This window comes from Arenimonas metalli CF5-1, assembly GCF_000747155.1.
Lineage (GTDB): Bacteria > Pseudomonadota > Gammaproteobacteria > Xanthomonadales > Xanthomonadaceae > Arenimonas > Arenimonas metalli.
This window is the reverse complement of the sequence record NZ_AVCK01000055.1, coordinates 45,795-67,931: the sequence shown is the minus strand read 5'-3', so window position 1 is coordinate 67,931 and position 22,137 is coordinate 45,795. Positions and strand designations below refer to the sequence as shown.

The window sequence follows — 22,137 nt, the reverse complement described above, 5'->3', positions numbered from 1 at the left end:
TCATCACGGCGTCCATCACAGCGCGAACCGCTCGGCAAGCATCGGCCAGTCGTCCACGGCGCGCTCGTAGTCGTCCGGCCGACCGATGTCCAGCCAGTAGCCATCGTGCGCCACCGTATGCACCTGCTGGCCATCGCGGAGGTAGCCCAGCACCAGGTGGTCGAAGCCGAAGGGCGTATCCACCGGGATCGCATCGAGTACGCGGCGCGACACGGCATAGATGCCCATGCTCACCAGGAAGGGAATCACCGGCTTCTCTTCGAACCCGGACAGGATCCTGTCGGCGTCCACCCGCAGCACGCCGTAATCCACGCGCTGTTCGCGCTGCGATGCCGAGATGGTGAACAACCTGTCCGCCGCGATGTGGGCATCCAGGAACTCTCCGTATGGCACGTCGCTGAGGATGTCGCCATTCATCACCAGGAAGTGCTCGGGCAGGTCCCGGATCAGCTTCAGCGGCCCCATCGTGCTGAGCGCCTTGGTCTCGAGCGAATAGTCGATCTCGATACCCCACTTGCTGCCGTCGCCGAAGAAAGCCCGGAACAGGTCCGCCTGGTGGTTGACCGCCAGCGTGATCCGCGTGAAGCCGACCTTGCGCAGCTGGCGGATGATCACTTCCAGGATGGGGTATTCACCGACCGGCATCAGCGGCTTGGGCAGGGCCACGGTGTAGGGGCGAAGGCGGGTGCCCCTTCCCCCGGCAAGGATGACGGCTCGTTTCATTGTGTTCTCCAGAATCTCGAATGGATTGCGCGGCCTGACAGGGCCAGCAAGGTGACGGCCAGCAGGGCGGCGAGCACCAGGGACAGCGTCAGATAGAAATAGGGCGGACGATAGACCAGCTTTACGACATGGTCACCCGCCGGAACCGCCACGCCCAGTACCAGTCCATTGGCGGCAACCAGGTCGACGGGCTGGCCATCGAGCCTTGCGCTCCAGCCCGGCAGGAAGCGCGAACTCACGACCAGCATGCTGGGTTCGGAGCCCGACGTCCGGAGCGTCCAGCGCCCGGGGCGTCGCTTCAGCACTTCGACCGTCTGGTCTTCGCTGCACGCCAGCTCGGGCTTGCCTGGCGACGATTCCTGCTCCAGCAGGACTTGCCGATAGGGCTGGAAGCCACCGCCGGGCAGCGCATCGGCGGTGCCGACGAGAGCCGCGGCAAGCTGGCTACGGGGCAACACCACGGCCTCGCAGGCAAGCCATGCCGGGCCCCGGTAGCCAGTGCGCTCGACGATGGGCGGCAGACCCTCCACCGGCGCGACAGGTCGGGTGCCGGCATCCCGGTCCGCGAGCATCGGCGTCAGCGGCAGTCGGCGCCAGGATTGGCTGGCGGCGTCGAAGACCTCGATGAAACGCAGCTGCATCGGCGCGCCGGCGGCCGGCGTCATCTCCAGCGAAATCGTGCCACCCTGGAACTCCCTGCCCTCGGGTGCACGGAACAGAGCCTCGAACCAAAGCCCCTGGAAGCCACCGGCATCGAAGCTTTCGTAAACCGGCGGCCGGCCATGCTTCACGGCAGCCTTGACGTCCGGACGATCCAGGGCCCATTCGCCAGTGTGCGTGCCGGCCTCGAACGTCGCGACGAAGGTCGGCTCCCCCGACGGCGCCAGCCAGGACACGGTCGCAACGGGAGCACCCGAGGACAGCGACTGCGAACAGCTCATGTGGGTGACGAGGCGAAAAGCATTGAACTGGAGACCCTCGGGAACGCGGGCGGTGACGGCCATGGGTCGAGGCTGGACCGGGCAGCCCTGGCCGATCAGCAGCGGCCCTTCTTCCGCGGGATCGCCGGCGAGCCAGCGCACGCCCAGCACATCCAGTAGCGGCGCGTTCGCCGACATCGGCGGGAAATCGCCGGTGGTCGTCGCACCGGTTAGTTCGGCGTAATCCCGGTTCAACAGGGGACCGTAGCCAACCGGCATCGGCACGCCGTAAAGCATGTTCGCATTGGCCTCGAACGGGCCCGGCACGAAACGCGGCGCACCCATCGGCAGCACGCGCCCGTCGCCCCGGCGCATCGCGTCGGGCAATCGCAGGGTCAGTTCCTGCCGATCGCGGAACTCGTCGCCCCAAGGCGGATATCGCCAGTCGTGGTACCAACCGAAGCTACCCAGGTCCAACACCAGTACCAGCAGCAGCACCATCGCCGAAAGATGTCCCGGCCGGTACAGCAGGAAGGCGAAGGCAGCCAGCGACAGGCCCACCAGGAGCAGCGGCAGGTGGAATCGATAGATCGCGCTGTCGCCGGCCGCCGCCACCGCCTGCGCATGGATGTCGTCGCCAAGCGAGAGCAGCAACACCCCCGCGGAAAGGACTGCCGAGATGGCGAGGGCGGTGATCCGGCGAGCCCGGGCAACTTCGCCCCGCAGCAGCGCCGAGAGCCCCAGGCCGGCAAGCACGGCCATGCACAGGGCGAGCAAGAGTCCGAACCGGGCCTGGGCCCGGAACTGCCCCACCACCGGAAGCTCGTAAAGCAGGTTGCCCAGGGGCGTTATCGTGCCCAGGCACAGCAATCCGCTGACCACGGCGGCCCCAAGCCAGAAGAAATGGCGGCGGTCACGCCGCCAGCCCACGATGGCGGCGACCGCCAGGAACCACGGCGCGATGCCTATGTAGATCGAAAGCTCGGTGATGTTGAACGGACCGGAGTAAGTACCGTAGGGACCCTGCGGCTGCGCGCCAAAGTAGTTGGGGAAAACCGCCATCCTCAGCGACGAAAGGGTATGGCTGAAGGAGTTGAAGTCGAGCTGGGTCCACTGGCCGCGCACGCCGTCGGACGCCGACACGGCCAGCCCCACGATGGCCGGGGACGCCAGAAGTACGCCAAGCAGGAGCATCGTGGCCAGCTTGGCGAACAGGACACGCGCCGGTGCCGCGCCTTTGGCGGCGGCGATGGCAGCCAGCTCGCTGCTCGCATAGAGCCCTGCCAGCAGGATGCCGATGATGGAAATCTGCGGGTGCCCGCCGTAGATGCAAAGGGCCAGCGACGCCGCACCCGCAGCCACCGGGCGCCACCCGGGGCCGTGCCGCATTGCAGCGATCGACCACAGCAGCGCCGGCACCCATGCCGCCGCATGAATGATGCTCAGGTGGCCGATATGGCCGACCATGAAGCCACCGCTGGACACCAGCACCGCGCCGTAAAGCGCCGACACGCGCGACCCCGTGAGCTGTAGCACCAGTCCAAACGTGGATACGGCGCAAACCACGTAGGCAACGATGACCATCACGTTGAAGGTCGGGCTGAGCCATCGGACCGGGTACAGGTTCTGCGCCTGGATATCGGTGGCAATGGCATATCCCGACAGGATCAGGTCGTTCCACGTCTCACCCACCGGCGCCGAGAAGAACGGAAGGTAGAAGAACGCGCCGTCGCCCGGCGCCAGCAGGCCGCCCGTGGCGGTCACCGGGGCGAAATAGGCGGCGAAGAACGCCGCGAATCCGGCCACCAGGATCAGCCATGCAGGCAGCCGATTGCCGCGACTGGCCTCGGGGGGCACGGGCACGCCCTCTCGCGCCTCAAGCGTCATGGACATGATCCCACCGGCCACGACCCAACGTTTCGAAGAACGAGTGCGCACACTTCGCCCAGTCCGGGAAACGATCGGTCGGGAGATCCATCGGTCTAGGCGCGCGGCCCAGTGCCTGCGCCAGGTCAGCGGCGTCGCCGGCGGCGAAATAATCGGCGGCATCGCCGGCGATCTCGCGGAAGACATCGATACCCGACAGGAGAAGCGGGCGACCGTGCCGCGCCGCTTCGATGATGGGCAGGCCAAATCCCTCCGCATCGGACGCCATGAGCACCCGTTCCGCGCCCGCGTAAGCCTGGGCGAGCTCGGCATCCGAGGCGTCCTCGAGCCAGCGCAGGCGCTTGCCCAGCTCCGGGTGGTGATTGATCCGGTGCATCAATGCATCCACGTTCCAGCCCGGCCTGCCCACGATCAGCAAGCGCTGGCGGGAGCCGGCCCGCCAAAGCGTTTCGAACGCGTCCAGCGCGAGGTCGTGGCGCTTGCGCGGCTCGACCGTGCCCACCATCAGGGTCACGGGTCCCGGCGACTCGAGGAAGGACTGGGTACGACCGGGACCGGTCGGATACGCTCCGATCGCGACATCGCCGTCGAGGTCGCTGCCGAGCAGGTTGTGGCCGATCGCCAGCCCCGGGCGATGCTCGGCACCGTTCGAGGCTATCCAAGCCGCCAGGTCATCGGCCACCGTGCGGGAAATGCAGAGGATCACATCGCATTCCCTGACGATGAACCGCAGCCAGTACTCGAACACCTTGGGCATGAAATCGACGCAGTACTGCGGGAAACGCAGGGGGATCAGGTCGTAGAGCATGGCGATGTTGCGGCCCGACTTGGCGCGCACCCGGGCGATGGTCGGCAGGAAGCGCTCGGGATTCTCCCAGGCCGAATCGAGCATGAAGAAATCATCGCCCGCCTGGACCGTGCACCACCCGGACTCGGCGTCCGCGCTGCGGGGAAGCCCGAGGCGGGCCTCGCCGAAGGCTTCGGCCGACACCAGGTCACCGGCCGGCGTGTGCGCGACGAGGCGCACCGGCGCGGCGAGCGCGGAGTCGCAGAGCGCGAGCTCGCGCGCCAGGTTCCGCACGACGCGATGGATCCCGGTGCCGTAGTCATTGGCCACCACTTCACTCAAGTCCACCAGCAGACGGCCAGGCGATTGGGCTTCAACCGTTTCCGCCAAGGCGTGCTCAATGGCGAAGAGGTCGTCGTCGCGGCCACCCGCGGCGATCAGGCCGTCGACCAGGGGCGACACCAAAGCCTGCCCCGTCCGCTCGCGACGAGACGCAAGTGATGCCTCGATCGCCGCCAGGTAGGCCACGGCGACCTGGCCCGGGGCGTGATGCGCGAGCACATGTTGCTTGGCGCGGCTGGAAAGCTCGGTGCGGCGCGACGGGGCGACGATCAGTCCGGCCAGCGCTTCGGTCAGCTCCGGCGCGGAAAACTGGTCAGGAACCTTGACCACGACATCGTCGGGCAACTCCGCGAACGACCCGTGGGTGTTGACGATCAGCGGCAAACCGTGGGCCAGGCAGTCGAGCACCGCCTTGGACGTCTCGCCGCGACTGCCGGTGCGCAGCTGGATCGCGATGTCCGCGGCGGCCAGGTAGTCGGCGTAGCTTTCGGCGGACGCGAAACCGGTGATCCGGATGCGGTCGCGCAGGGGATGGTCGGCGATCTCGCTCGCGACGCGTTCGCCATACGCTCCGCCGGCCGCCTGGCCAACAAACACGAGCCGGATGTGACGTCGTCCTGTGAAGCCTTCGGCGCGCAGCGCCTTGAGCAATTCAAGATTGAGCTTGGTGTCGGCCATGAAGCCGAACGAAACCAGCAACAGTTCGCCGTCGCCGATCCCGAGACGCTGCCGGGCCGCCCGCCAGGCATCGTCGCCAGGCATGCCACGCGCGGCGATGGGCATCGGCAGTACCGACCAGGGGCCACGACGAATGCCGGGGTAGTAGTCGCGACAAAGCGCCAGCGAGTGCGCCGAGTGGACGATCACCGCGTCGGCGCCCTCCACCACGGACCGGCAGGCAGGGTAGCGCTCCCGGGCCTCGCGCCTGTCCTCGCCCCCGGCATCGTGAACCTGCACGGCACGCCGGCCGTGGCCGGACGCGAGCTCCGCGCGGAAGACGTCCGGAAAACCTTCATGGCACTGCTTGTGCCAGTACATCGAGCTGAGGAAGAAGTCGTGCAGCACCACGACGCCCGGGATGTCCTTGATCAGGTCCGCCATGCCCCCGTGGAAAGGGGAATTCCCGAACTGGTAGACCACCTGGTCGAAACGGGCGGCCTGCTGCGGAAGCGCCGTCCACGGGTGCACGGGTATCGCGCCCAGCGCCTGAACGTTCGCCGTGGTGAACACCTCCACGTCCGCGTGCTCGGCGAGCGCCGGCAGGATCTCGGCGGCATAGTCGGCGATGCCACTCTGGTCCGGCGGCAGCGGTGTCACCACGGCGATCCTGCGCCTGGCCGGGCCGATCGCCCCGTCCTTCACCGCAGGTCTCGCGCGCGCCGCAGTCCATGCCTGCACGCTGGCCTGCGCGCACTTGCGCCACGTGAAGGCGGCCGCCCTCGCCGGCCCGACGCTTCGAAGCATGTCGCTGAAGGCGTCGTCGACCAGCACCCTCTCCAGCAGCCGCGCGGTATCCAACGCGCAGTTCGCGTCGAACAGCGAGTCGGCGCGATCGAGCACTTCGGGCAGGCTGGAATTGTTGCCGGCGATCACCGGCGCCCCGCAGGCCATGCCCTCGAGCAAGGGCAGTCCAAAGCCCTCGTAAAGCGACGGGAAGAAGAATACGTCGCAGGACTGGAGCAACTCGATCAGGTCGCTATCGGAAACGCGCCCGGTGATGACCACATCGTCGGCGGACAGGCCACAGGACCTTGCGAGTTTCATGAGCTTATGGCGATCGCCGACCTGGTTCAGTACCAGCTGCACGCCACGTCGCGCTGCCTTGGGCACCTTGGCGAAGGCCACCACGGCGCCTTCGATGTTCTTCCGGTAGTCATCGTTGCCGGTATACAGCGCGAACCGGCCGCGGATGCCGAAGCGCAGCCGCACGCGGGCACGAGTGGCCGCCAGGTCGGTCGCGGGCTTGAAATGGTCAGCGACGCCCGCGTGGATCACGCTCAGCCTGGCTTCCGGAATCCCCAGGAGCTCGATGGCATCCCGTTTGGTCGCCTCCGACAGGCAGAGCAGCACGTCGAAATCCGACAGGCAGGCCACCTTGCGCTCATACCAGGCCCGGTAGGCGGGGTCGACGAGGTACTGGTCCGGGAATTTCAGGGGAATGAGGTCATACAGCGTTGCCGAAGAGATTGCGCCCGGCAGCCCGGCCAGCGATCCCAGGCCCGCCGCGTGCTCGACGAAACCCTCGAACAGGCTGTTGACGTGGACCACGTCCGCGGAAACGGACGCGTAGGCGGCGCGCACGATGTGTTCGGCGATGGGCCGCAGTCCATCGGCCGGGTCGCCGTGGGGAAGCCTAGGCCCCGGATAGTAGTAGCGCATGAGCCGCCGGCGAGGCAGGCCGGCGCCCAACCCAGACGCCACGGCCCGAGCCGCGTCCGGATACGTGCCATCGATGCCGAGCAGGGTTTCGGCGTCGCCCAGCTCGGTCAGCAAAGCAGCCGTCAGGTCGGCCGAATAGCGACCGATTCCGCGGAAACGGGACTCGGTCTGGCACGCCTGTGTATCGATGATGACTCTCATGTCCACCTTCCGGCCCGGGACTGCCCTGCCCTACTCAGGCCGACAACCTGCGCATGTCCGCGTCCACCATCATCGTGATCAACTGCTCGAGCGACGTCTTTGGCTTCCAGCCCAGCTTGGCCATGGCTTTGGCGGGGTTGCCCAGCAGCACGTCCACTTCGGCGGGCCGGAAGAACGCCGGATCGATCACCAGGTGTTCGTCGGCCTTGAGGCCGACGTGGCCGAAGGCGATCTCGCACATGTCGCGCACCGTGGTGGTGAGACCGGTGGCAACCACGTAGTCGTCGCCGGCGGGTTGCTGGGTCATCAGCCACATGGCCTCGACGTAGTCGCCTGCGAAGCCCCAATCGCGCTTGGAATCGATATTGCCGAGTCGCAGTTCCTTCTGACGGCCGAGCTTGATACGCGCCACGGCGTCGGTGACCTTGCGGGTCACGAACTCGATGCCGCGCAGCGGCGATTCGTGGTTGAACAGGATGCCGCTGGACGCGTGCATGCCGAAGCTCTCGCGGTAGTTCACGGTGGCCCAGTGCGCCATCAGCTTCGCCACGCCGTAGGGGCTGCGGGGATAGAAGGGCGTGGTTTCGTCCTGCATCTCGGCCTGGATGAGGCCAAACATCTCGCTGGTGCTGGCCTGGTAGAACCTGGCCTGCTTGTTGACGATCCGCACCGCCTCGAGCACGTTCAGCGCACCCACGCCATCCACCTGGGCGGTGAGCAGCGGTTGCTGCCAGGAGGTGCCCACGAAGCTCTGGGCCCCGAGGTTGTAGACCTCGCCCGCCTTGGACGTCTCCATCGCGCGGATCAGCGAGGACAGGTCGGTCAGGTCGCCATCGATCAGCCGCACGTCGTCCTGCACGCCCACTTCCCGCAGGCGCCAGAGGGTGTCGGTACTGCGACGCGCGAGCACGCCGTACACGTCGTATCCCTTCGACAGCAGCAGCTTGGAAAGGTAGGCGCCGTCCTGGCCGGTGATTCCCGTGATCAATGCACTTTTGTTGCTCATGAAATTTTCCTTGCGTCCGTCAGAATGTCTTTGAGGGTTGTCTCGATGGCGATACGCGGCGCCCAGCCGGTATGCCGGCGGAGGAGGCCCGCGTCGGCGGCCATGCGGCGCTGCTCGGCGGGCCGCAGGCGCGCTGCGTCCTGGCGAATCTCCGGGTCCACGCCCTCGAGGGCGCACATGGTCGCGAGCAAGTCGCGCACCCGGCGCTCGATGCCGCTGCCGACCAGGTAGGTAGCTCCCGGCGCGCCGCGGGCCAGCATGGCGCCATAGGCGGCAACGATGTCCCGGACATCGGTGAAGTCGCGCGTGGTGTCGATGTCGCCCGCGTCCACCACCGGCGCCTGCTTGCCCCCGGCGATCGCGACGACCTGGCGCGCCATCGCGGGGACCACGAAGCGCGCATCCTGCCCGGGGCCGATGTGGTTGAAGGGCCGCGCCACCATCACGTCCAGCGCGTCGGTGCGATGCCACTGCAGGCACAGGCTCTCGGCGGCCAGTTTGCTGACCGCGTACGGGCTGCGGGGCTCGGGCACGCGTGTCTCGTCGACGGGCAGCGCATCGTCCGGGACGCGCCCGTAAACGTCGCCGCTGCTGACATAGATCATGCGGCCGGTGAACTTCGCGGCCTTGAGGGCTTCCAGCAGGCCAAGCGTCCCGAGCAAGTTGATCTCAAGGGTTTCCCGGGGGACCTCGAACGAGCGCGGAACAAAGCTCTGGGCCGCCAGATGCAGCACGGCGTCAGGCGCCTCCGCGACCACCCAGTCCCGGAGTTGGTCGGCGGCGCGTATGTCCAGGCCGGCCGGCGCCTCGACGAATTCCCAGCCCGGCAGGGCGCCGTGAGCAGTACACGCCTCGCGAACATGCCGGCCAACGAAGCCCGAGCCGCCGGTGACGATCAGTTTCCCGGCCATCAGAGTCGCCTCGCGATGATCGCGTAGTCCGGCGCGGCGTGCATCTGGGACAACAGCACGTTCACGGACGGCGCGCCCGGCAGGTCCGCGGCCAGCAGCGGCGGCGCACCCATGTCGCGCGCCACCGTCCAGCGCTCGATGTGCACGCGTTCGAAGCCGCGCGACTGGACCATCCAGCGCAACGCCTCCGGCGGCAGGGGATTGCGATGGGTGGGATCCATGTAGAAAGTGAGTGTTGCCACGGTAAGGTTCTCCGGATTGGGGGTCTCGAGCGCCAGCAGACCGCCCACGCAAAGCACCCGATGGCATTGGTCCAACAGCTCGATCAGCACCTCGAACGGCAGGTGCTCGGCGATGTGCATGCCCGTGACCGCGCCCTGGCTGGCATCTGGCAGGGACCGCAGGTAGCTGATCACGTCGGCCGTCGTGACGTCGAGGCCGCGGTCACGGCAGATCCCGACGAAGGCCTCGTTGCTGTCGACGCCGTGGGCATTGAAACCGTGCTCCCGCAGGACGTCCAGCCAGTCTCCGCGGCCGCAGCCCAGGTCCAGCACCGGAGTGTAGAGACCCCCGGCCTCGGCCTCACGCAGGAAATCGAGATAGGGAAGCGCGCGCTCGCGGATCAGCTCGGGGCTGCCGCGGAACTGCTCCTCGAACTCGACGTACAGGGTGTCGAGCGAACGCTGCTGCCGCGAGGCGTCGCGCTCATTGGCTTCGCCAAGGGCCACCATCTGGCGCAGTTGCTCGGCCGTGGCATGGCCCAACTCGTCCAGGCGACCGAGCTGCTGCCCCTGGCGCAGCAGCTCCTGTTCGCGCTGCTCCAGCAGCTCGCGCAGCGCCGCCACTGCCTGCGCCTGGCGCTCGACCGACTCACGTCGGGCGGCGGCATCCGCCGCGAGCTCCACCAGGCTGGTCCGGAGCTCCTGTTCGCGGCCAGTTAACGCCAGGACACTTGCCGAAAGGTCCGCGGTGAGCTGCTCGCCCCGACGAAGCCCGGCCGCGACCGCCGCGGAAGTGGCCCCGGCTTCCGCCTTCAGCTCCGCCAGCACCGACCGCACGGCGTCGTTCGCCTGGGCCTGTTCGGCAGCGACGCGGCGCGTCTCTTCCTCGATGTCGTCGAGCCGCCTGAACACGCGGGCCGCTAGCTCATCGACCCGCGCGGCGAGCCCGGACGTTTCGCGCGCCTGCACCGCCTCGGCCCACGCCATCCGCGAAGGCAGGGAGCCCAACCGGAGCAGCCCGTGGGCCCAGCCGATCAGTGGCCCGATGATGCGTTTCCTTCGCCAGCAATGAAGCTTGTAGGGGCCCAGCAACCCGTCCACGTGCACGCCGCGCGCCTCGCCCTCGGGAGACCAACGCAGGTGGGCAAGGATCTCGACCTTGCTGGCCTCGCCTCGGCGCAGCTTGCCCAGGTGGGTTTCAAGCCCCTGGGGGTCCGGGGTCCGACGGAGGATGGCGGCATAGGCCGCTTCCACGAACGCCCGGTCCGAGTAGGCCAGCAGCTCCTCGAGCGCATATTCGGCCTTGTTCTCAAGGCGCGGCAGTGAGCCGGTCCAGGTCCGGGCGAAGTCGGCCGGCGCCCGCGGTTCCGCGGCACTCGCTCGACCCATCCGACGGGCGAGTTCGCTTCTCACCTCGGCGATCACTTTGCCGACGTCCAGCGTCATGCCCGCCTCCGGATCTCGATCACTTCCCGGGCCATCGACTGGGCAGACTCGGACCAGGAAGGCCAGGCGCGGGCCAGGGGATCAGGGAATGCAGCGCCGCCCATCGCCACGAAATCCCGCAGCGCGGCCTGCAGCGACCGGCTGGCGCCGAAATAGCCGGCATGTTCGCCCGCGACCTCGCGGAACACGGGGATATCCCGCAGCAGCAGCCGACAGCCGGCGCGTGCCGCCTCGCCGATGGGGAGCCCGTAGCCTTCACCCTGCGAGGCCATCACCAGCAGGTCCGCGCCGGCGTAATGGTGCGCGAGCTGGGCATCGTCGACGCCGTCAATCCAGTGCAGGCGCTGGCCCGAAAGCGGGTGGCGCTTGATCCGATCACTCAGCCCATCCACCAGCCAGCCTCGGTGCCCGACGATTACCAGCTCGAAATCCATGCCCTCTGCCCAGAGCCGGTCGGCAGCATCGAGGACCTCGGCGTGGCCCTTGCGAGGCTCGACGGTTCCGACCATCAGCACGCGCTTCATCCTTGGCTCCGTGGCCCGGCGCAGCGCGGCGACTTCCTGCAGCGGCGCCAGCGCGTCGGCGCCCAGCGGGACGGTGGTTGATCGACCTTGGAAGGCGAGGCCCCGGGCGGCGAGTTGCCTTGCGAGTGCGAGACGGGTCGCCTCGGAGATGCAAAGTGCGACGTCCGCGTTCAGCGCGAGCACGGCCAGCCAGTCGGCAAAGTCCGCCGCTACCGGGGCCGGGAACCACGCCGGATGATCGAGTGGAAGCAGGTCGTGCACGACGAGCGCGACCGGAGCGCCGGCGGCGCGCAAAGGCGCCAGCGCCTTGCCCAGCGCCACGCTGTGCTCGCGACAGAAATCCAGTCCCAGGTAGGCGTCGCCGCTCCGTGGTTCGATCACCTGCTCGGCGCCGAGGCTACCCACGGCCACGCCGTACATGGACTCGACGAAAGGCCAGGCGGCGTAGTGGCGGCCGTCGTCCGCCAGACGGACCGGCACGATGGCAGTGTCCGGTGGAGGCTCGGCCAAAAGCTCATGAAGCACGCGGCGGGTCACCCGCTGCACACCGGCGCCGAGGTCTTCGAGCGCCAGCTGCGTGACATCGACCAGCAGTCTTGGCGCGTCCGCCCGTGACGCCGACAGGCCGCGCGGTAGGCACGACGGCAGCGTCGAAGGGGGCGGAGAGGTCAACTCCGAGGGGATTCCGGGCGGCTGGAGCTTCGGTCGCAGCGGCATGGCGGGCTGGAGCCTGGCGACCAGCCAACGCAACGGGGCAGTGAGGCGCCAGCTGCGGCTTTCCTGCATGCGCTTGATCTCGGCATGCGCCCGCCTGGCCTCGGACGCCTGCTCGACATACGCTACCCACAGACGCGACGGATCTTTCATGGTTCGGCCGGGCGGATCACTTGGGCGCTGATGCGCGGCGGAACATGCGCCACGCCCACGAAGAACGGGTGGCGGACATTGGCGACGGTGAAGACCAGTGCGAGATCCTTCCACTGGTAATTCTTCACCAGGTGCGTCTCGGTGCTCGAAAGGGCCACCGATATCGAGTAGCTGCCCGGGCCAAACTCGGCGTTGAAGCGCACGTCGAACTCGACTACTTCGCCGGCCGCCAGGTCGGTGAGCGCCTGGTCGGTATGGTGGGTGTTGGTGCCGTACACGGGCTGGCCGAGGCGGTCGCGGATCATGTAGCCGAACACCAGCCGGGATACGGCGGAGTGCGCGCGGACGCGGGCACGCAGGACCACCGGATCGGCAACCCCGATGAATTCGATCGGCGTGCCGTTGGCATCCAGCAGCTGCAGGGACTCAAACGTGGCCTCGCCGCTGCCGGACTCGGTCGCTACGCTCGATTCCACGCGGGACGTCCGGACCGTGCGGTTCTCCTTCTCGGCGATCAGCGCGTTGTAATAGTCCAGGACTTCCTGCGGGCCGCCGTCCAGGATCATCTGGCCTCCCTCAAGCAGGATCGCGCGGTCGCAGAGCGACTGGATGGCGCTGGCGTCGTGGGAAACGATGATCAGCGAAGTCCCGGCCTCCCTGAACTCGCGGATGCGCTGGAAACTCTTGTGGATGAAATAGGCGTCGCCGACGGCGAGCGCCTCGTCGACGATCAGTACGTCGGGGCGGATGGCGGTTGCCACGCTGAACGCCACCCGCATCTGCATGCCGCTGGAATAAGTGCGGACCGGCTGGTCGAAGTACTCCCCCACTTCCGCGAACGATTCGATGGCGGGCATCAATCGCTCGATCTCTTCGGCGGCGATTCCCATCAGGCCGCCGGCATGGCGGGCATTCTCGCGGCCGCTCAGCTCGGGATTGAAGCCCAATCCCAGCTCAAGCAGCGCGGAAATCCGGGCGCCCGAACGGACGAGGCCCTCGCTGGCGCGAGTCGTACCGGTGATGAGCTTGAGCAGGGTGCTCTTGCCGGCCCCGTTCTGGCCGACGATACCCATGGCCTCGCCCGCCTGCAGCCGGAAGCTGACGTGCCTGAGAACCCAGTGTTCCGAGCGCGGCTTCACGGGCACGCCGAACCAGCGCGCGAATCGCTGCAGCTCGCTGTCGAATTCGAGATAAGCCTTGCCGAGGTTCTCGACGGCCAGGACCTCCCGGCTCATAGCGCGTCCACCAATTCGGCGGATGCGCGTCGGAAGACCAGCAGCGAGAACGCCAGCAATACCACCGCCGTGAGGGCCACCACCCAGAGTCCCGGGCCCGGCGCTTTCCCGTAGACGATGACGTCATGGTAGGCCATGACCAACGGCGCCACCGGGTTCACCACCAACGTCACCTTGAAGGCCTCCGGAACGATGGCCACCGGATAAACGATCGGCGTGACCCAAAACCAGAACTGGAGCACCACCGCCATCACCTGCCCGATGTCGCGCGCGAACACATTCAGCGTGCCCAGGAGCAGTCCCAGTCCCGTCGCCAGCGCGACGGTGAGAACCATCAGCAGTGGCAGCCAGGCCCAAGCCAGGCTCGGGTAGAAGCCAAGCAAGGGGAATATCACCAGCATCACGGCCAGCAAGGCGACGTTGCTGACCAGTGCCGAGCCGATCGCCACGACCGGCAGCGTGATCCTCGGAAACTGCATCTTGCGGAGCAGAGACGCGTTGTCGATGAACACGGTGATGCAACGCTGCACAATCTCGACGAACAGGCTCCAGCAAAGGATGCCCGACATGAGGTACACCGAATACGCGTACTTATTGTCCACGCCCTCCAGCCTCGCGGCCAGCACGCTGGAGAGGATGGTCGCGAAGATCAGCACCTGGGCGAGCGGCTGGAGCACGATCCACGCGGTCCCGAGCCGGCTGCGCGCGACGCGCACCCGGAAATCATTGACCACGGACGACACCACGAACCCGCGGTACTGCCAGCCCGCCCGCAACATGTCGAACAACTGGGAAACGGGCTTCATTCAGACCCCAACGCACCATCCAGCTCATCCCGCAAATCCGCCACATCCTCGACGCCCACGCTCAGGCGCACCAGGTTGTCGGCGATGCCCAGCGCCGCGCGGCGCTCCGGCGGCACCGAGGCGTGGGTCATGATGGCCGGGTGGTTCACCAGGCTTTCCACGCCGCCGAGCGACTCGGCCAGCGCGAACAGCTTGCAGCGCTCCATGAACTGGCGCGCGGCGTCGCCGCCGCCCTTCACGTAGATCGAGATCATGCCGCCGAAGCCTTGCATCTGGCGCTTGGCCAGCGCGTGCTGCGGATGCGAGGCCAGGCCCGGGTAGATCACCTTGTCGATCGCGGGGTGCTTTTCCAGCCACGACGCGAGCTCCATCGCGTTGGCGCAGTGCGCCTTCATCCGCAGGTGCAGGGTCTTGAGGCCGCGCAGCGCCAGGAAGCTGTCGAACGGACCCTGGATGCCGCCCACCGCGTTCTGCAGGAAGGTCATCCGCTCGGCGAGGCCGGCGTCGTCGCCGACCACCACCATGCCGCCGACCATGTCGGAGTGGCCGTTGAGGTACTTGGTGGCCGAGTGCATCACCAGGTGCGCGCCGAGCGCCAGCGGGCGCTGCAGGATCGGCGAGCTGAAGGTGTTGTCGACCGCCAGCCAGATGCCGCGCTTGCGCGCGAATTCGGCCAGGCGGGCGATGTCGACCAGCTTGAGCATCGGGTTGGTCGGGGTTTCGCACCAGATCAGCTTCGTCTTCGGCGTCACCGCGGCTTCCAGCGCCGCCATGTCGTCGAGGTCGACGAAGCTGAAGTCGAGGCCGGCGCTGCGCCGGCGCACGCGCTCGAACAGGCGGTAGGTGCCGCCGTAGACGTCGTCCATGCAGACCACGTGGTCGCCGCTGTCGAGCAGCTCGAGCACGGTGGAGGTGGCCGCGAGGCCGGAGGCGAACGCGTAACCCTTGCTGCCCCCCTCCAGCGCCGCCACGCAGCCCTCGTAGGCGAAGCGCGTGGGGTTGTGGCTGCGCGAGTACTCGAAGCCCTGGTGCACGCCCGGGCTGGACTGCACATAGGTCGAGGTGGCGTAGATCGGCGTCATCACGGCGCCGGTGCTCGGATCAGGCGACTGGCCGGCGTGGATGGCCAGGGTGCCGAGGCCTTGCTTGTTGCTCATGTCGGGGGGCCTTCTGGGCCGAAAGTTCGGCCGGGGATTTTAAGGTTGGAAAGAGCGTTTTCCCCGGGGGCGGGAAAATCTCTCGGATTCTGTTCAGGTTCTCACTGGGCCCGCCGGCGCAGGTAGTTCAGCAGGTCGATGCGCGTGATCAGGCCCAGGAACCTCTGCTCGTCCATGATGATCGCGACGTGGCCGCGGTCGAACACCGGCAGCAGCGCCGCCATCGGCGAGGTCACGTCCAGCTTGTCGAGCTTGCGCACCATCGCGGTGGACACCGGCTCCTTGAACTTCTCGTCGCGGCCGAACACGTGCATCAGCACGTCGGATTCGTCGACGATGCCGACGATCGCGTCGCCCTCCATTACCGGCAGCTGGGACACGTCGTACATCTTCATGCGCTGGTAGGCCACCTGCAGCGTGTCGGCCGGCGACACCACGACGGTGTCGCGCTGCGCATAGGGGCGCAGGATCAGGTCGCGCAGGTCGTTGTGGGCCGGGCGCTCGAGGAAGCCGTTGTCGAGCATCCAGTAGTCGTTGTACATCTTCGAGAGGTACTTGTTGCCGGTGTCGCAGACGAACACCACCACCTTCTTGGGCGTGGTCTGTTCCTTGCAGTACTTCAGCGCCGCGGCCAGCAGGGTGCCGCTGGAGCTGCCGCCGAGCACGCCTTCCTTCATCAGCAGCTCGCGGCCGGCCAGGAAGCTTTCCTTGTCGGTGATCGCGTAGGCCTTCTTCACGCGGGTGAAGTCGGAGATCGACGGCAGGAAGTCCTCGCCGATGCCTTCCACCAGCCAGCTGCCCGACTTGGTGCTCAGCACGCCCTCGTTGATGTACTGGGTTAGGATGGAGCCGACCGGGTCGGCCAGCACCAGCTCGACGTGCGGCGCGGCCTGGGCGAAGAAGCGCGAGAGGCCGGTCATCGTGCCCGAGCTGCCGCAGCCGAAGACGATGGCGTCCATGTCGCCGTCCATCTGGCGCCAGATCTCGGGGCCGGTGCCCTCCTCGTGCGCCGCCGGGTTGTCGGGGTTGCCGAACTGGTTGATGAAATAGCCGCCCGGGGTTTCGCGGGCGATGCGCTCGGCCATGTCCTGGTAGTACTCGGGATGGCCCTTGGCCACGTCCGAGCGGGTGAGGATGACCTCGGCGCCCATGGCGCGCAGGTTGAAGATCTTCTCCCGGCTCATCTTGTCCGGGACCACCAGCAGCAGCTTGTAGCCCTTCTGCTGGGCCACCAGCGCCAGGCCGATGCCGGTGTTGCCGGCGGTGCCCTCGACCAGGGTGGCGCCGGGGCGGAGGTCGCCGCGCTTCTCGGCGGCCTCGATCATCTTCAGGCCGATGCGGTCCTTGATCGAGCCACCGGGGTTCATGCACTCGAGCTTGAGGTACAGCTCGCAAAGGCCGGCGTCGAGGTGACGGGCCTTGACGATCGGGGTGTCGCCGATCAGTTGGAGGACGCTGTGCTGGACCGTCATGGGAATCAGGGGCATTCGGCGGGAGCGCCAGCCGGGGATTCTAGCAGCCCGGGCCCTCGGCCCGCCCCCTGTCCGCACGCCGTGCTCCGGGGCCATCGGGCGGAAACCAGCGGATAAATGCGGGCGGCGGCGACCCGACGAGGTGGGCCGCCGCCGCCGCAGCGGGAACTCAGTGTCGTCGCGTGTCGAACATGCGGGTCAGCCGGTCCTTGGCGTTGAGCTTTTCCTTCTTCATGCGCCCCAGCGTGGTGTCATCGAGCGGAAGCACGCCCAGCTCGGCGTCCAGCACCTGCTTGTCCAGCTCGCGGTGCCGGTGGTAGAGCTGGCGGAATTCCGGGTCGCTCTTCATGAGCGCATCAAGTTCGCTTTGCGGTTGCCCTTCAAACATCGGATTGACCTCCTCCAGAAACGCGAACGCCCCGGCCGGCGAAGGACGAGGCGTGGCGCATGAGACAAAGGTCAGGTCGCTTTCGCGGGCGGCGCCCCCGAGCGACCGACGCACCCCATCGTGGGTGGACGTGCGCTCGGCGGGGGCGAGGTCTGCTTTCATCGGCCTGGCTCGGTGATCCCGGCGACGCGGCGCCGTCGGGACTTTGAACCTACTCCCCCGTTTTCGGGGTCGCAAGCCTTTCGATAAGCCATTGACTTGAAGAGGAAAGCCCCCGATGAACGGGGGCTTCCAGGACCCGCGGCGGGGCCTTTGGATTCAATCACTTAGTGAAGTGAAGACTTCGCTGAATGCGCCAAGTGATTGATCCTGCTGTCATTCCACGATGATCTCGACCCGCCGGTTGCGTGCGCGGCCGTCGGCGCTGGCGTTGTCGGCGACCGGGCTGGCCTCGCCCTTGCCGCTGGCGCTGAGGCGGCCGGCGGACACGCCGGCGTCCTGCAGCGCGCGCAGCACGGCGTCGGCGCGCCGCTTCGACAGCGCCTGGTTGGCCGCGTCCGCGCCCTGGCTGTCGGTGTGGCCCTCGATGCGGATCGCGCCGCCCGCGGGCAGCGACGCCGCCAGCGTGCGCAGGCTGGCCTGCGCCGACGCCGTGAGGCTGGCGCTGCCGCTGCCAAAGGCGTTGCCGGCCAGCGTGTAGATGGTGCGGCCCCCTTCGCGCCGCGACGGCGGCGCCGGCGCATCGGTGATGTCGCCACCGGCGACCGCGGCGGCCAGCTCGGCCTCCTTGCGGGCCAGCTCGGCCTCCCGGGCGCGGGCCTGGGCCAGCTTGCGGGCCTGGGCGGTCTCGGCTTCGGCGGCTTCCAGCGCGATGGTCTGGGCGGCGGCGGTGGCCTCGAGTTCGCGCTGGATCGCTTCCTCGCGGGCCAGGCCCTGCAGGCGCAGGCGCTCGGTCTCACGCCGGGCCTGCTCGGCCTCGCGCTGGCTGGCCTCGATCATGATCTGGTCGCGCTCGCGGTCGAGCTGCTGCGACTGGCCGGCCAGCAGGTCGGCCTCGGCCGCGGCGCGGGCGGCGGCGATGCGCAGGCCGGCGATGCGCACGCTGTGGGCGCGGTCGCGGCGCTTGGCCTCCTGGGCGGCGGCGACGGCCTGGCGGGCCTTCAGCCGCTCCAGGCCGGCGAGGTCGGCCAGCGAGGGATCGGACTCGAGGTCGCGCAGCTCGGCGACCAGGCGCGCGACGGCTTGCTCATGCTCGGCGGCGGACTGGGCCTGGACGGCGGCGGGCGCGGCCAGCAGGGCGGCCAGCAGCAAGGGGATCAGGTAGGGGCGCATCAGCGGCGTCCTCCGTTGACCAGCAGGCGGCGGCGCAGGTCGGCATTGCGGGCCGACTTGCTGTCGACGTCGGCGCGGGCGGCGTCGAGGGCGGCGCGGGCGCGCGCCAGGTCGGCGGTGGCCTCGGCCGCCTGGGCCAGGTGCAGGGCGTCCTGGCGCTTGCGGCGCACGTGCGCGTCGCGGGCCGCCTGCAGCTGCGACCGGGCGTCGGCAAGCAGGGCGGCGGCGTCGCCGCGCGGCTGGGCGCGTTCGGCGGAGGCGACGGCGGCTTCGGCGGCCAGCAGTTCGGCGCTGTCCTGGGCAAAGGCCCCGGAGCTTGACGCAAGCAGCAGAAGCGCGAGCGCGTGATGGATTTTTAGCGAGGATAATGTCATAAGGCGATCTCGCAGGTGGGCAAAGGGACGCAGGCCATTGTAGCCGTCCGGGGCCCGCCCAACGGTTAGGAACGGGGAACCCAAGGATACGCACATGGACATCGGCTATTTCCTGAAGCTGATGACGGAAAAGAACGCGTCGGACATGTTCCTGACCACCGGCGCGCCCGTCTACATCAAGGTCGAGGGCAAGCTCTACCCCCTCGGCAACACCGGCCTGCCGGCCGGCATGGTCAAGAAGATCGCCTATTCGCTGATGGACGAGGGCCAGGTGCCCGCGTTCGAGCGCGACCTCGAGTACAACATGGCCATCGCCGTGAAGGACACCGGGCGCTTCCGCGTCAACGTGTTCAAGCAGCGCGGCGAAGTGGGCATGGTCATCCGCGCCATCAAGTCCGAGATCCCCAGCATCGACCAGCTCAAGCTGCCGGCCGTGCTCAAGGACATCGTGATGGAGCAGCGCGGCCTGGTGCTGGTCGTCGGCTCCACCGGCTCGGGCAAGTCCACCACGCTCGCGGCCATGATCGACCACCGCAACTCCAACAACACCGGCCACATCCTCACCATCGAGGATCCGATCGAGTTCCTGCACAAGCACAAGAAGTCGATCGTGAACCAGCGCGAGGTCGGCCTGGACACCCACGCCTTCCACAACGCGCTCAAGAACGCGATGCGCGAGGCGCCGGACGTGATCCTGATCGGCGAGATCCTCGACGCCGTGACCATGGAATCGGCCATCGCCTTCGCCGAGACCGGCCACCTGTGCATGGCCACCCTGCACTCGAACAACGCCGACCAGACCCTGGACCGCATCCTGAACTTCTTCCCGGAGTCGGCCCACAAGAACGTGCTGATGAACCTCGCCCTGAACCTCAAGGCGATCATCAGCCAGCGCCTGGTGGTCGGCAAGGACGGCAAGCGCCTGCCGGCGGCCGAGATCCTGATCAACACGCCGATGATCCGCGACCTCATCCGCCGCGGCGAGGTGCACGAGATCAAGGACGCGATGGACAAGTCGCTCGAAGCCGGCATGCAGACCTTCGACCAGGCCCTGTTCCGCATGTACAAGGAAGGCAAGGTCGAGCTGGAGGAGGCGCTGCGCAAGGCCGACTCGCGCGATGGCCTGGCCCTGAAGATCCGCCTTTCGGAAGGCGCGACCGGCGAGCACGACCCGTACGCCGACATGTACGGCGGCGGCGGCCCGGGCAGCGAGAACGCCACCGCCGGCTACTGAGCCGGCCCGCCGGGGCGGCCGCTGGCCGCCCGGCGATTCCCTGCCCGCTTAGTTGCCGCCCGGCGCCGGGGCGTCCGGCTGGTTTTCCGGCCGCGCGGCCTTGAACTCATCCATGGCCAGGCAGTTCTGCACGATCCGGCGGATGGTGCGGTAGGGCGCCATGTCCACGCCGAAGCGCTCGGCATTGAAGACCTGCGGCACCAGGCAGCAGTCGGCCAGGGTCGGCTGCTCGCCGTCGCAGAAATCGCCGGTGGACGGGTTGTCGCAGAGCGTGTCTTCCACCGCGTCGAGACCGACCTTGATCCAGTGTCGGGTCCAGGTGTCGCGCTCGGCCTGCGGCACGTTCCAGGTCTTGTCCATGAACTGCAGCACCCGCAGGTTGTTCAGCGGGTGGATGTCGCAGGCGATCATCTGGGCGATCGCGCGCACGCGCTGGCGCTCGCGCGCGGTGGCGGGCATCAGCGGCGGGGTCGGCCAGGTCTCGTCGAGGTATTCGATGATGGACATCGACTGGCGCAGGATGCGGTTGCCGTGCATCAGCACCGGCACCAGCTCCTGCGGGTTGAGGTCGTTGAACTCGGGCGTGTGCTGCTGGCCGCCGTCCTGCAGCAGGTGCACCGGCATGGTCTCGAAGGGCAGGCCCTTGAGGTTGAGCGCGATGCGCACGCGGTAGGCGGCGCTGGAACGCCAGTACGAATAAAGCCGGATGTTTCCCGCGCTCATGCGACCGTCCCCTTCCCGTTTACGGCGGCCCGGCTGGCGCCGGGTCTTGTGGCCTCAGCATACCCCCGCCCCCGGCGGTTGTGGGAGACCCTGTAGGAGGGACTTCTAAAAAAGGGGTCAGAGTAAATTACCGTTTGAAACGGTAATTTACTCTGGCCCCTTTTTCTGAGGCGTCAGGCCTTGGCGATGCGCTGTTCGATGGCGCCGAAGATGGAGGCGCCGGCGGCGTCCAGCATCTCGATGCGCACCGTGTCGCCGAAGGACATGAAGGGCGTGCTGGGCTTGCCGTCGCGCAGGGCCTCGACCGTGCGCTGTTCGGCGAAGCAGCTGGCGCCCAGCGAGGTGTCCTCGTTGGCCACCGTGCCCGAGCCGACGATCGTGCCGGCCGACAGCGGGCGGGTCTTGGCCGCGTGCGCCACCAGCTGGCTGAAGTCGAACTGCATGTCCACGCCCGCCTCGGGCGCGCCGAACCACTTGCCGTTGATGTGGGTCAGCAGCGGCCGGTGCAGCTTGTTGCCCTGCCAGGCCTCGCCCAGCTCGTCCGGGGTCACGAACACCGGGCTCAGCGCCGAGCGCGGCTTGGACTGCAGGAAGCCGAAGCCCTTGGCCAGCTCGCCCGGGATCAGGTTGCGCAGCGAGACGTCGTTGACCAGGCCGATGAGCTGGATGTGGCCCGCGGCCTCGGCCGGCGTCGCGCCCTGCGGCACGTCGTCGGTGACGATCACGACCTCGGCCTCGAGGTCGATGCCGTAGGCCTCGTCGGCCACCAGCACCGGGTCGCGCGGGCCGTAGAAGCCGGCGCTGACCGCCTGGTACATCAGCGGATCGGTGTAGAAGCTCTCCGGCACCTCGGCGCCGCGGGCCTTGCGGACGCGGGCGACGTGCGGCAGGTAGGCGCTGCCGTCCACGAACTCATAGGCGCGCGGCAGCGGCGACGCGAACGCGGCGAAATCGACCGCGAACACCGGCTCGCCGTTGATGGTTTCGGCGGTGCTGCCTTCCAGCGCCTCGTACACGCCGTTGAGGCGCGGGGCGGCGTTCGACCAGTCTTCCAGCGCGCGCTGCAGCGTGGGCGCGATGCCGGGCACGCGCACCGCGCGCGCCAGGTCCTTCGACACCACCACCAGCGTGCCGTCGCGGCCGCCTTCCTTGAGGGAACCCAGTTTCATCTTCGTTCAATTCCTGATGGCGCGGCGTGCGCG

The 22,137-nt window shown here is 68.0% G+C and carries 17 protein-coding genes; 1 reads left to right on the top strand and 16 read right to left on the bottom strand.

Annotated features, from left to right (window positions below; all coding sequences use genetic code 11):
- Positions 1-15 precede the first annotated feature (15 nt).
- The 14 genes from N787_RS11980 to N787_RS11915 form a co-directional block, all read right to left on the bottom strand.
- A complete protein-coding gene (locus tag N787_RS11980; protein WP_034214456.1) occupies positions 16-723 on the bottom strand; it encodes a nucleotidyltransferase family protein in 708 nt (235 codons plus the stop codon).
- Positions 720-3,536, bottom strand: coding sequence for a YfhO family protein (locus N787_RS11975; RefSeq protein WP_156969027.1), 2,817 nt, complete (start codon positions 3,534-3,536; stop codon positions 720-722). The genes N787_RS11980 and N787_RS11975 overlap by 4 nt, the downstream gene beginning before the upstream one ends.
- Positions 3,520-7,239, bottom strand: coding sequence for a glycosyltransferase (locus N787_RS11970; protein WP_084590790.1), 3,720 nt, complete (start codon positions 7,237-7,239; stop codon positions 3,520-3,522). Before N787_RS11970 ends, N787_RS11975 begins: the two co-directional genes overlap by 17 nt.
- Positions 7,240-7,273: 34 nt before the next feature.
- A complete protein-coding gene (locus N787_RS11965) occupies positions 7,274-8,245 on the bottom strand; it encodes a GDP-mannose 4,6-dehydratase (RefSeq protein WP_034214450.1) in 972 nt (323 codons plus the stop codon).
- Complete coding sequence (locus N787_RS11960) at positions 8,242-9,156, bottom strand: GDP-mannose 4,6-dehydratase (RefSeq protein WP_034214448.1); 915 nt, start codon at positions 9,154-9,156, stop codon at positions 8,242-8,244. The genes N787_RS11965 and N787_RS11960 overlap by 4 nt, the downstream gene beginning before the upstream one ends.
- Positions 9,156-10,823, bottom strand: a complete 1,668-nt coding sequence (locus N787_RS14485; RefSeq protein ID WP_052575430.1) for a methyltransferase domain-containing protein — start codon at positions 10,821-10,823, stop codon at positions 9,156-9,158. Before N787_RS14485 ends, N787_RS11960 begins: the two co-directional genes overlap by 1 nt.
- Positions 10,820-12,214 carry a glycosyltransferase family 4 protein gene (locus N787_RS11950; RefSeq protein ID WP_052575429.1) on the bottom strand — a complete coding sequence of 465 codons (1,395 nt, stop codon included), beginning with the start codon at positions 12,212-12,214 and terminating at the stop codon, positions 10,820-10,822. The genes N787_RS14485 and N787_RS11950 overlap by 4 nt, the downstream gene beginning before the upstream one ends.
- On the bottom strand, positions 12,211-13,449 hold the full coding sequence (locus N787_RS11945; protein ID WP_034214446.1) for an ABC transporter ATP-binding protein: 1,239 nt from the start codon (positions 13,447-13,449) through the stop codon (positions 12,211-12,213). The genes N787_RS11950 and N787_RS11945 overlap by 4 nt, the downstream gene beginning before the upstream one ends.
- Positions 13,446-14,255: an ABC transporter permease gene (locus N787_RS11940; protein ID WP_245594011.1), complete on the bottom strand. Its 810-nt coding sequence runs from the start codon at positions 14,253-14,255 to the stop codon at positions 13,446-13,448. Before N787_RS11940 ends, N787_RS11945 begins: the two co-directional genes overlap by 4 nt.
- Complete coding sequence (locus tag N787_RS11935) at positions 14,252-15,412, bottom strand: cystathionine gamma-synthase (RefSeq protein WP_034214444.1); 1,161 nt, start codon at positions 15,410-15,412, stop codon at positions 14,252-14,254. The genes N787_RS11940 and N787_RS11935 overlap by 4 nt, the downstream gene beginning before the upstream one ends.
- A 101-nt stretch (positions 15,413-15,513) precedes the next feature.
- Positions 15,514-16,884 carry a pyridoxal-phosphate dependent enzyme gene (locus N787_RS11930; RefSeq protein WP_034214843.1) on the bottom strand — a complete coding sequence of 457 codons (1,371 nt, stop codon included), beginning with the start codon at positions 16,882-16,884 and terminating at the stop codon, positions 15,514-15,516.
- A 169-nt stretch (positions 16,885-17,053) separates the two neighbouring features.
- Positions 17,054-17,272, bottom strand: a complete 219-nt coding sequence (locus tag N787_RS11925) for an HP1242/YdcH family protein (protein WP_034214442.1) — start codon at positions 17,270-17,272, stop codon at positions 17,054-17,056.
- 375 nt (positions 17,273-17,647) lie between these two features.
- On the bottom strand, positions 17,648-18,604 hold the full coding sequence (locus N787_RS15440; RefSeq protein ID WP_052575428.1) for an OmpA family protein: 957 nt from the start codon (positions 18,602-18,604) through the stop codon (positions 17,648-17,650).
- Positions 18,604-18,978 (bottom strand): DUF4398 domain-containing protein, encoded by a 375-nt coding sequence (locus N787_RS11915; protein WP_034214440.1) that lies wholly within the window; start codon positions 18,976-18,978, stop codon positions 18,604-18,606. The genes N787_RS15440 and N787_RS11915 overlap by 1 nt, the downstream gene beginning before the upstream one ends.
- 94 nt (positions 18,979-19,072) lie before the next feature.
- Here N787_RS11915 and N787_RS11910 point away from each other — a divergent pair, with 94 nt between their 5' ends.
- Positions 19,073-20,212, top strand: coding sequence for a PilT/PilU family type 4a pilus ATPase (locus tag N787_RS11910; protein WP_034214438.1), 1,140 nt, complete (start codon positions 19,073-19,075; stop codon positions 20,210-20,212).
- Positions 20,213-20,260: 48 nt separating this feature from the next.
- On the opposite strand, the gene maiA is transcribed toward N787_RS11910, so the two are convergent.
- Positions 20,261-20,935, bottom strand: a complete 675-nt coding sequence (gene maiA / locus N787_RS11905) for a maleylacetoacetate isomerase (RefSeq protein ID WP_034214436.1) — start codon at positions 20,933-20,935, stop codon at positions 20,261-20,263.
- Between the two features lie 173 nt (positions 20,936-21,108).
- A complete protein-coding gene (locus N787_RS11900) occupies positions 21,109-22,104 on the bottom strand; it encodes a fumarylacetoacetate hydrolase family protein (RefSeq protein WP_034214434.1) in 996 nt (331 codons plus the stop codon).
- Positions 22,105-22,137: the final 33 nt, after the last annotated feature.

Bases quoted from the DNA above. Each gene is read 5' to 3' on its own strand.
- N787_RS11980 (WP_034214456.1), bottom strand. From the start codon at position 723: ATGAAACGAGCCGTCATCCTTGCCGGGGGAAGGGGCACCCGCCTTCGC.
- N787_RS11975 (WP_156969027.1), bottom strand. From the start codon at position 3,536: ATGTCCATGACGCTTGAGGCGCGAGAGGGCGTGCCCGTGCCCCCCGAG.
- N787_RS11970 (WP_084590790.1), bottom strand. From the start codon at position 7,239: ATGAGAGTCATCATCGATACACAGGCGTGCCAGACCGAGTCCCGTTTC.
- N787_RS11965 (WP_034214450.1), bottom strand. From the start codon at position 8,245: ATGAGCAACAAAAGTGCATTGATCACGGGAATCACCGGCCAGGACGGC.
- N787_RS11960 (WP_034214448.1), bottom strand. From the start codon at position 9,156: ATGGCCGGGAAACTGATCGTCACCGGCGGCTCGGGCTTCGTTGGCCGG.
- N787_RS14485 (WP_052575430.1), bottom strand. From the start codon at position 10,823: ATGACGCTGGACGTCGGCAAAGTGATCGCCGAGGTGAGAAGCGAACTC.
- N787_RS11950 (WP_052575429.1), bottom strand. From the start codon at position 12,214: ATGAAAGATCCGTCGCGTCTGTGGGTAGCGTATGTCGAGCAGGCGTCC.
- N787_RS11945 (WP_034214446.1), bottom strand. From the start codon at position 13,449: ATGAGCCGGGAGGTCCTGGCCGTCGAGAACCTCGGCAAGGCTTATCTC.
- N787_RS11940 (WP_245594011.1), bottom strand. From the start codon at position 14,255: ATGAAGCCCGTTTCCCAGTTGTTCGACATGTTGCGGGCGGGCTGGCAG.
- N787_RS11935 (WP_034214444.1), bottom strand. From the start codon at position 15,412: ATGAGCAACAAGCAAGGCCTCGGCACCCTGGCCATCCACGCCGGCCAG.
- N787_RS11930 (WP_034214843.1), bottom strand. From the start codon at position 16,884: ATGACGGTCCAGCACAGCGTCCTCCAACTGATCGGCGACACCCCGATC.
- N787_RS11925 (WP_034214442.1), bottom strand. From the start codon at position 17,272: ATGTTTGAAGGGCAACCGCAAAGCGAACTTGATGCGCTCATGAAGAGC.
- N787_RS15440 (WP_052575428.1), bottom strand. From the start codon at position 18,604: ATGCGCCCCTACCTGATCCCCTTGCTGCTGGCCGCCCTGCTGGCCGCG.
- N787_RS11915 (WP_034214440.1), bottom strand. From the start codon at position 18,978: ATGACATTATCCTCGCTAAAAATCCATCACGCGCTCGCGCTTCTGCTG.
- N787_RS11910 (WP_034214438.1), top strand. From the start codon at position 19,073: ATGGACATCGGCTATTTCCTGAAGCTGATGACGGAAAAGAACGCGTCG.
- maiA (WP_034214436.1), bottom strand. From the start codon at position 20,935: ATGAGCGCGGGAAACATCCGGCTTTATTCGTACTGGCGTTCCAGCGCC.
- N787_RS11900 (WP_034214434.1), bottom strand. From the start codon at position 22,104: ATGAAACTGGGTTCCCTCAAGGAAGGCGGCCGCGACGGCACGCTGGTG.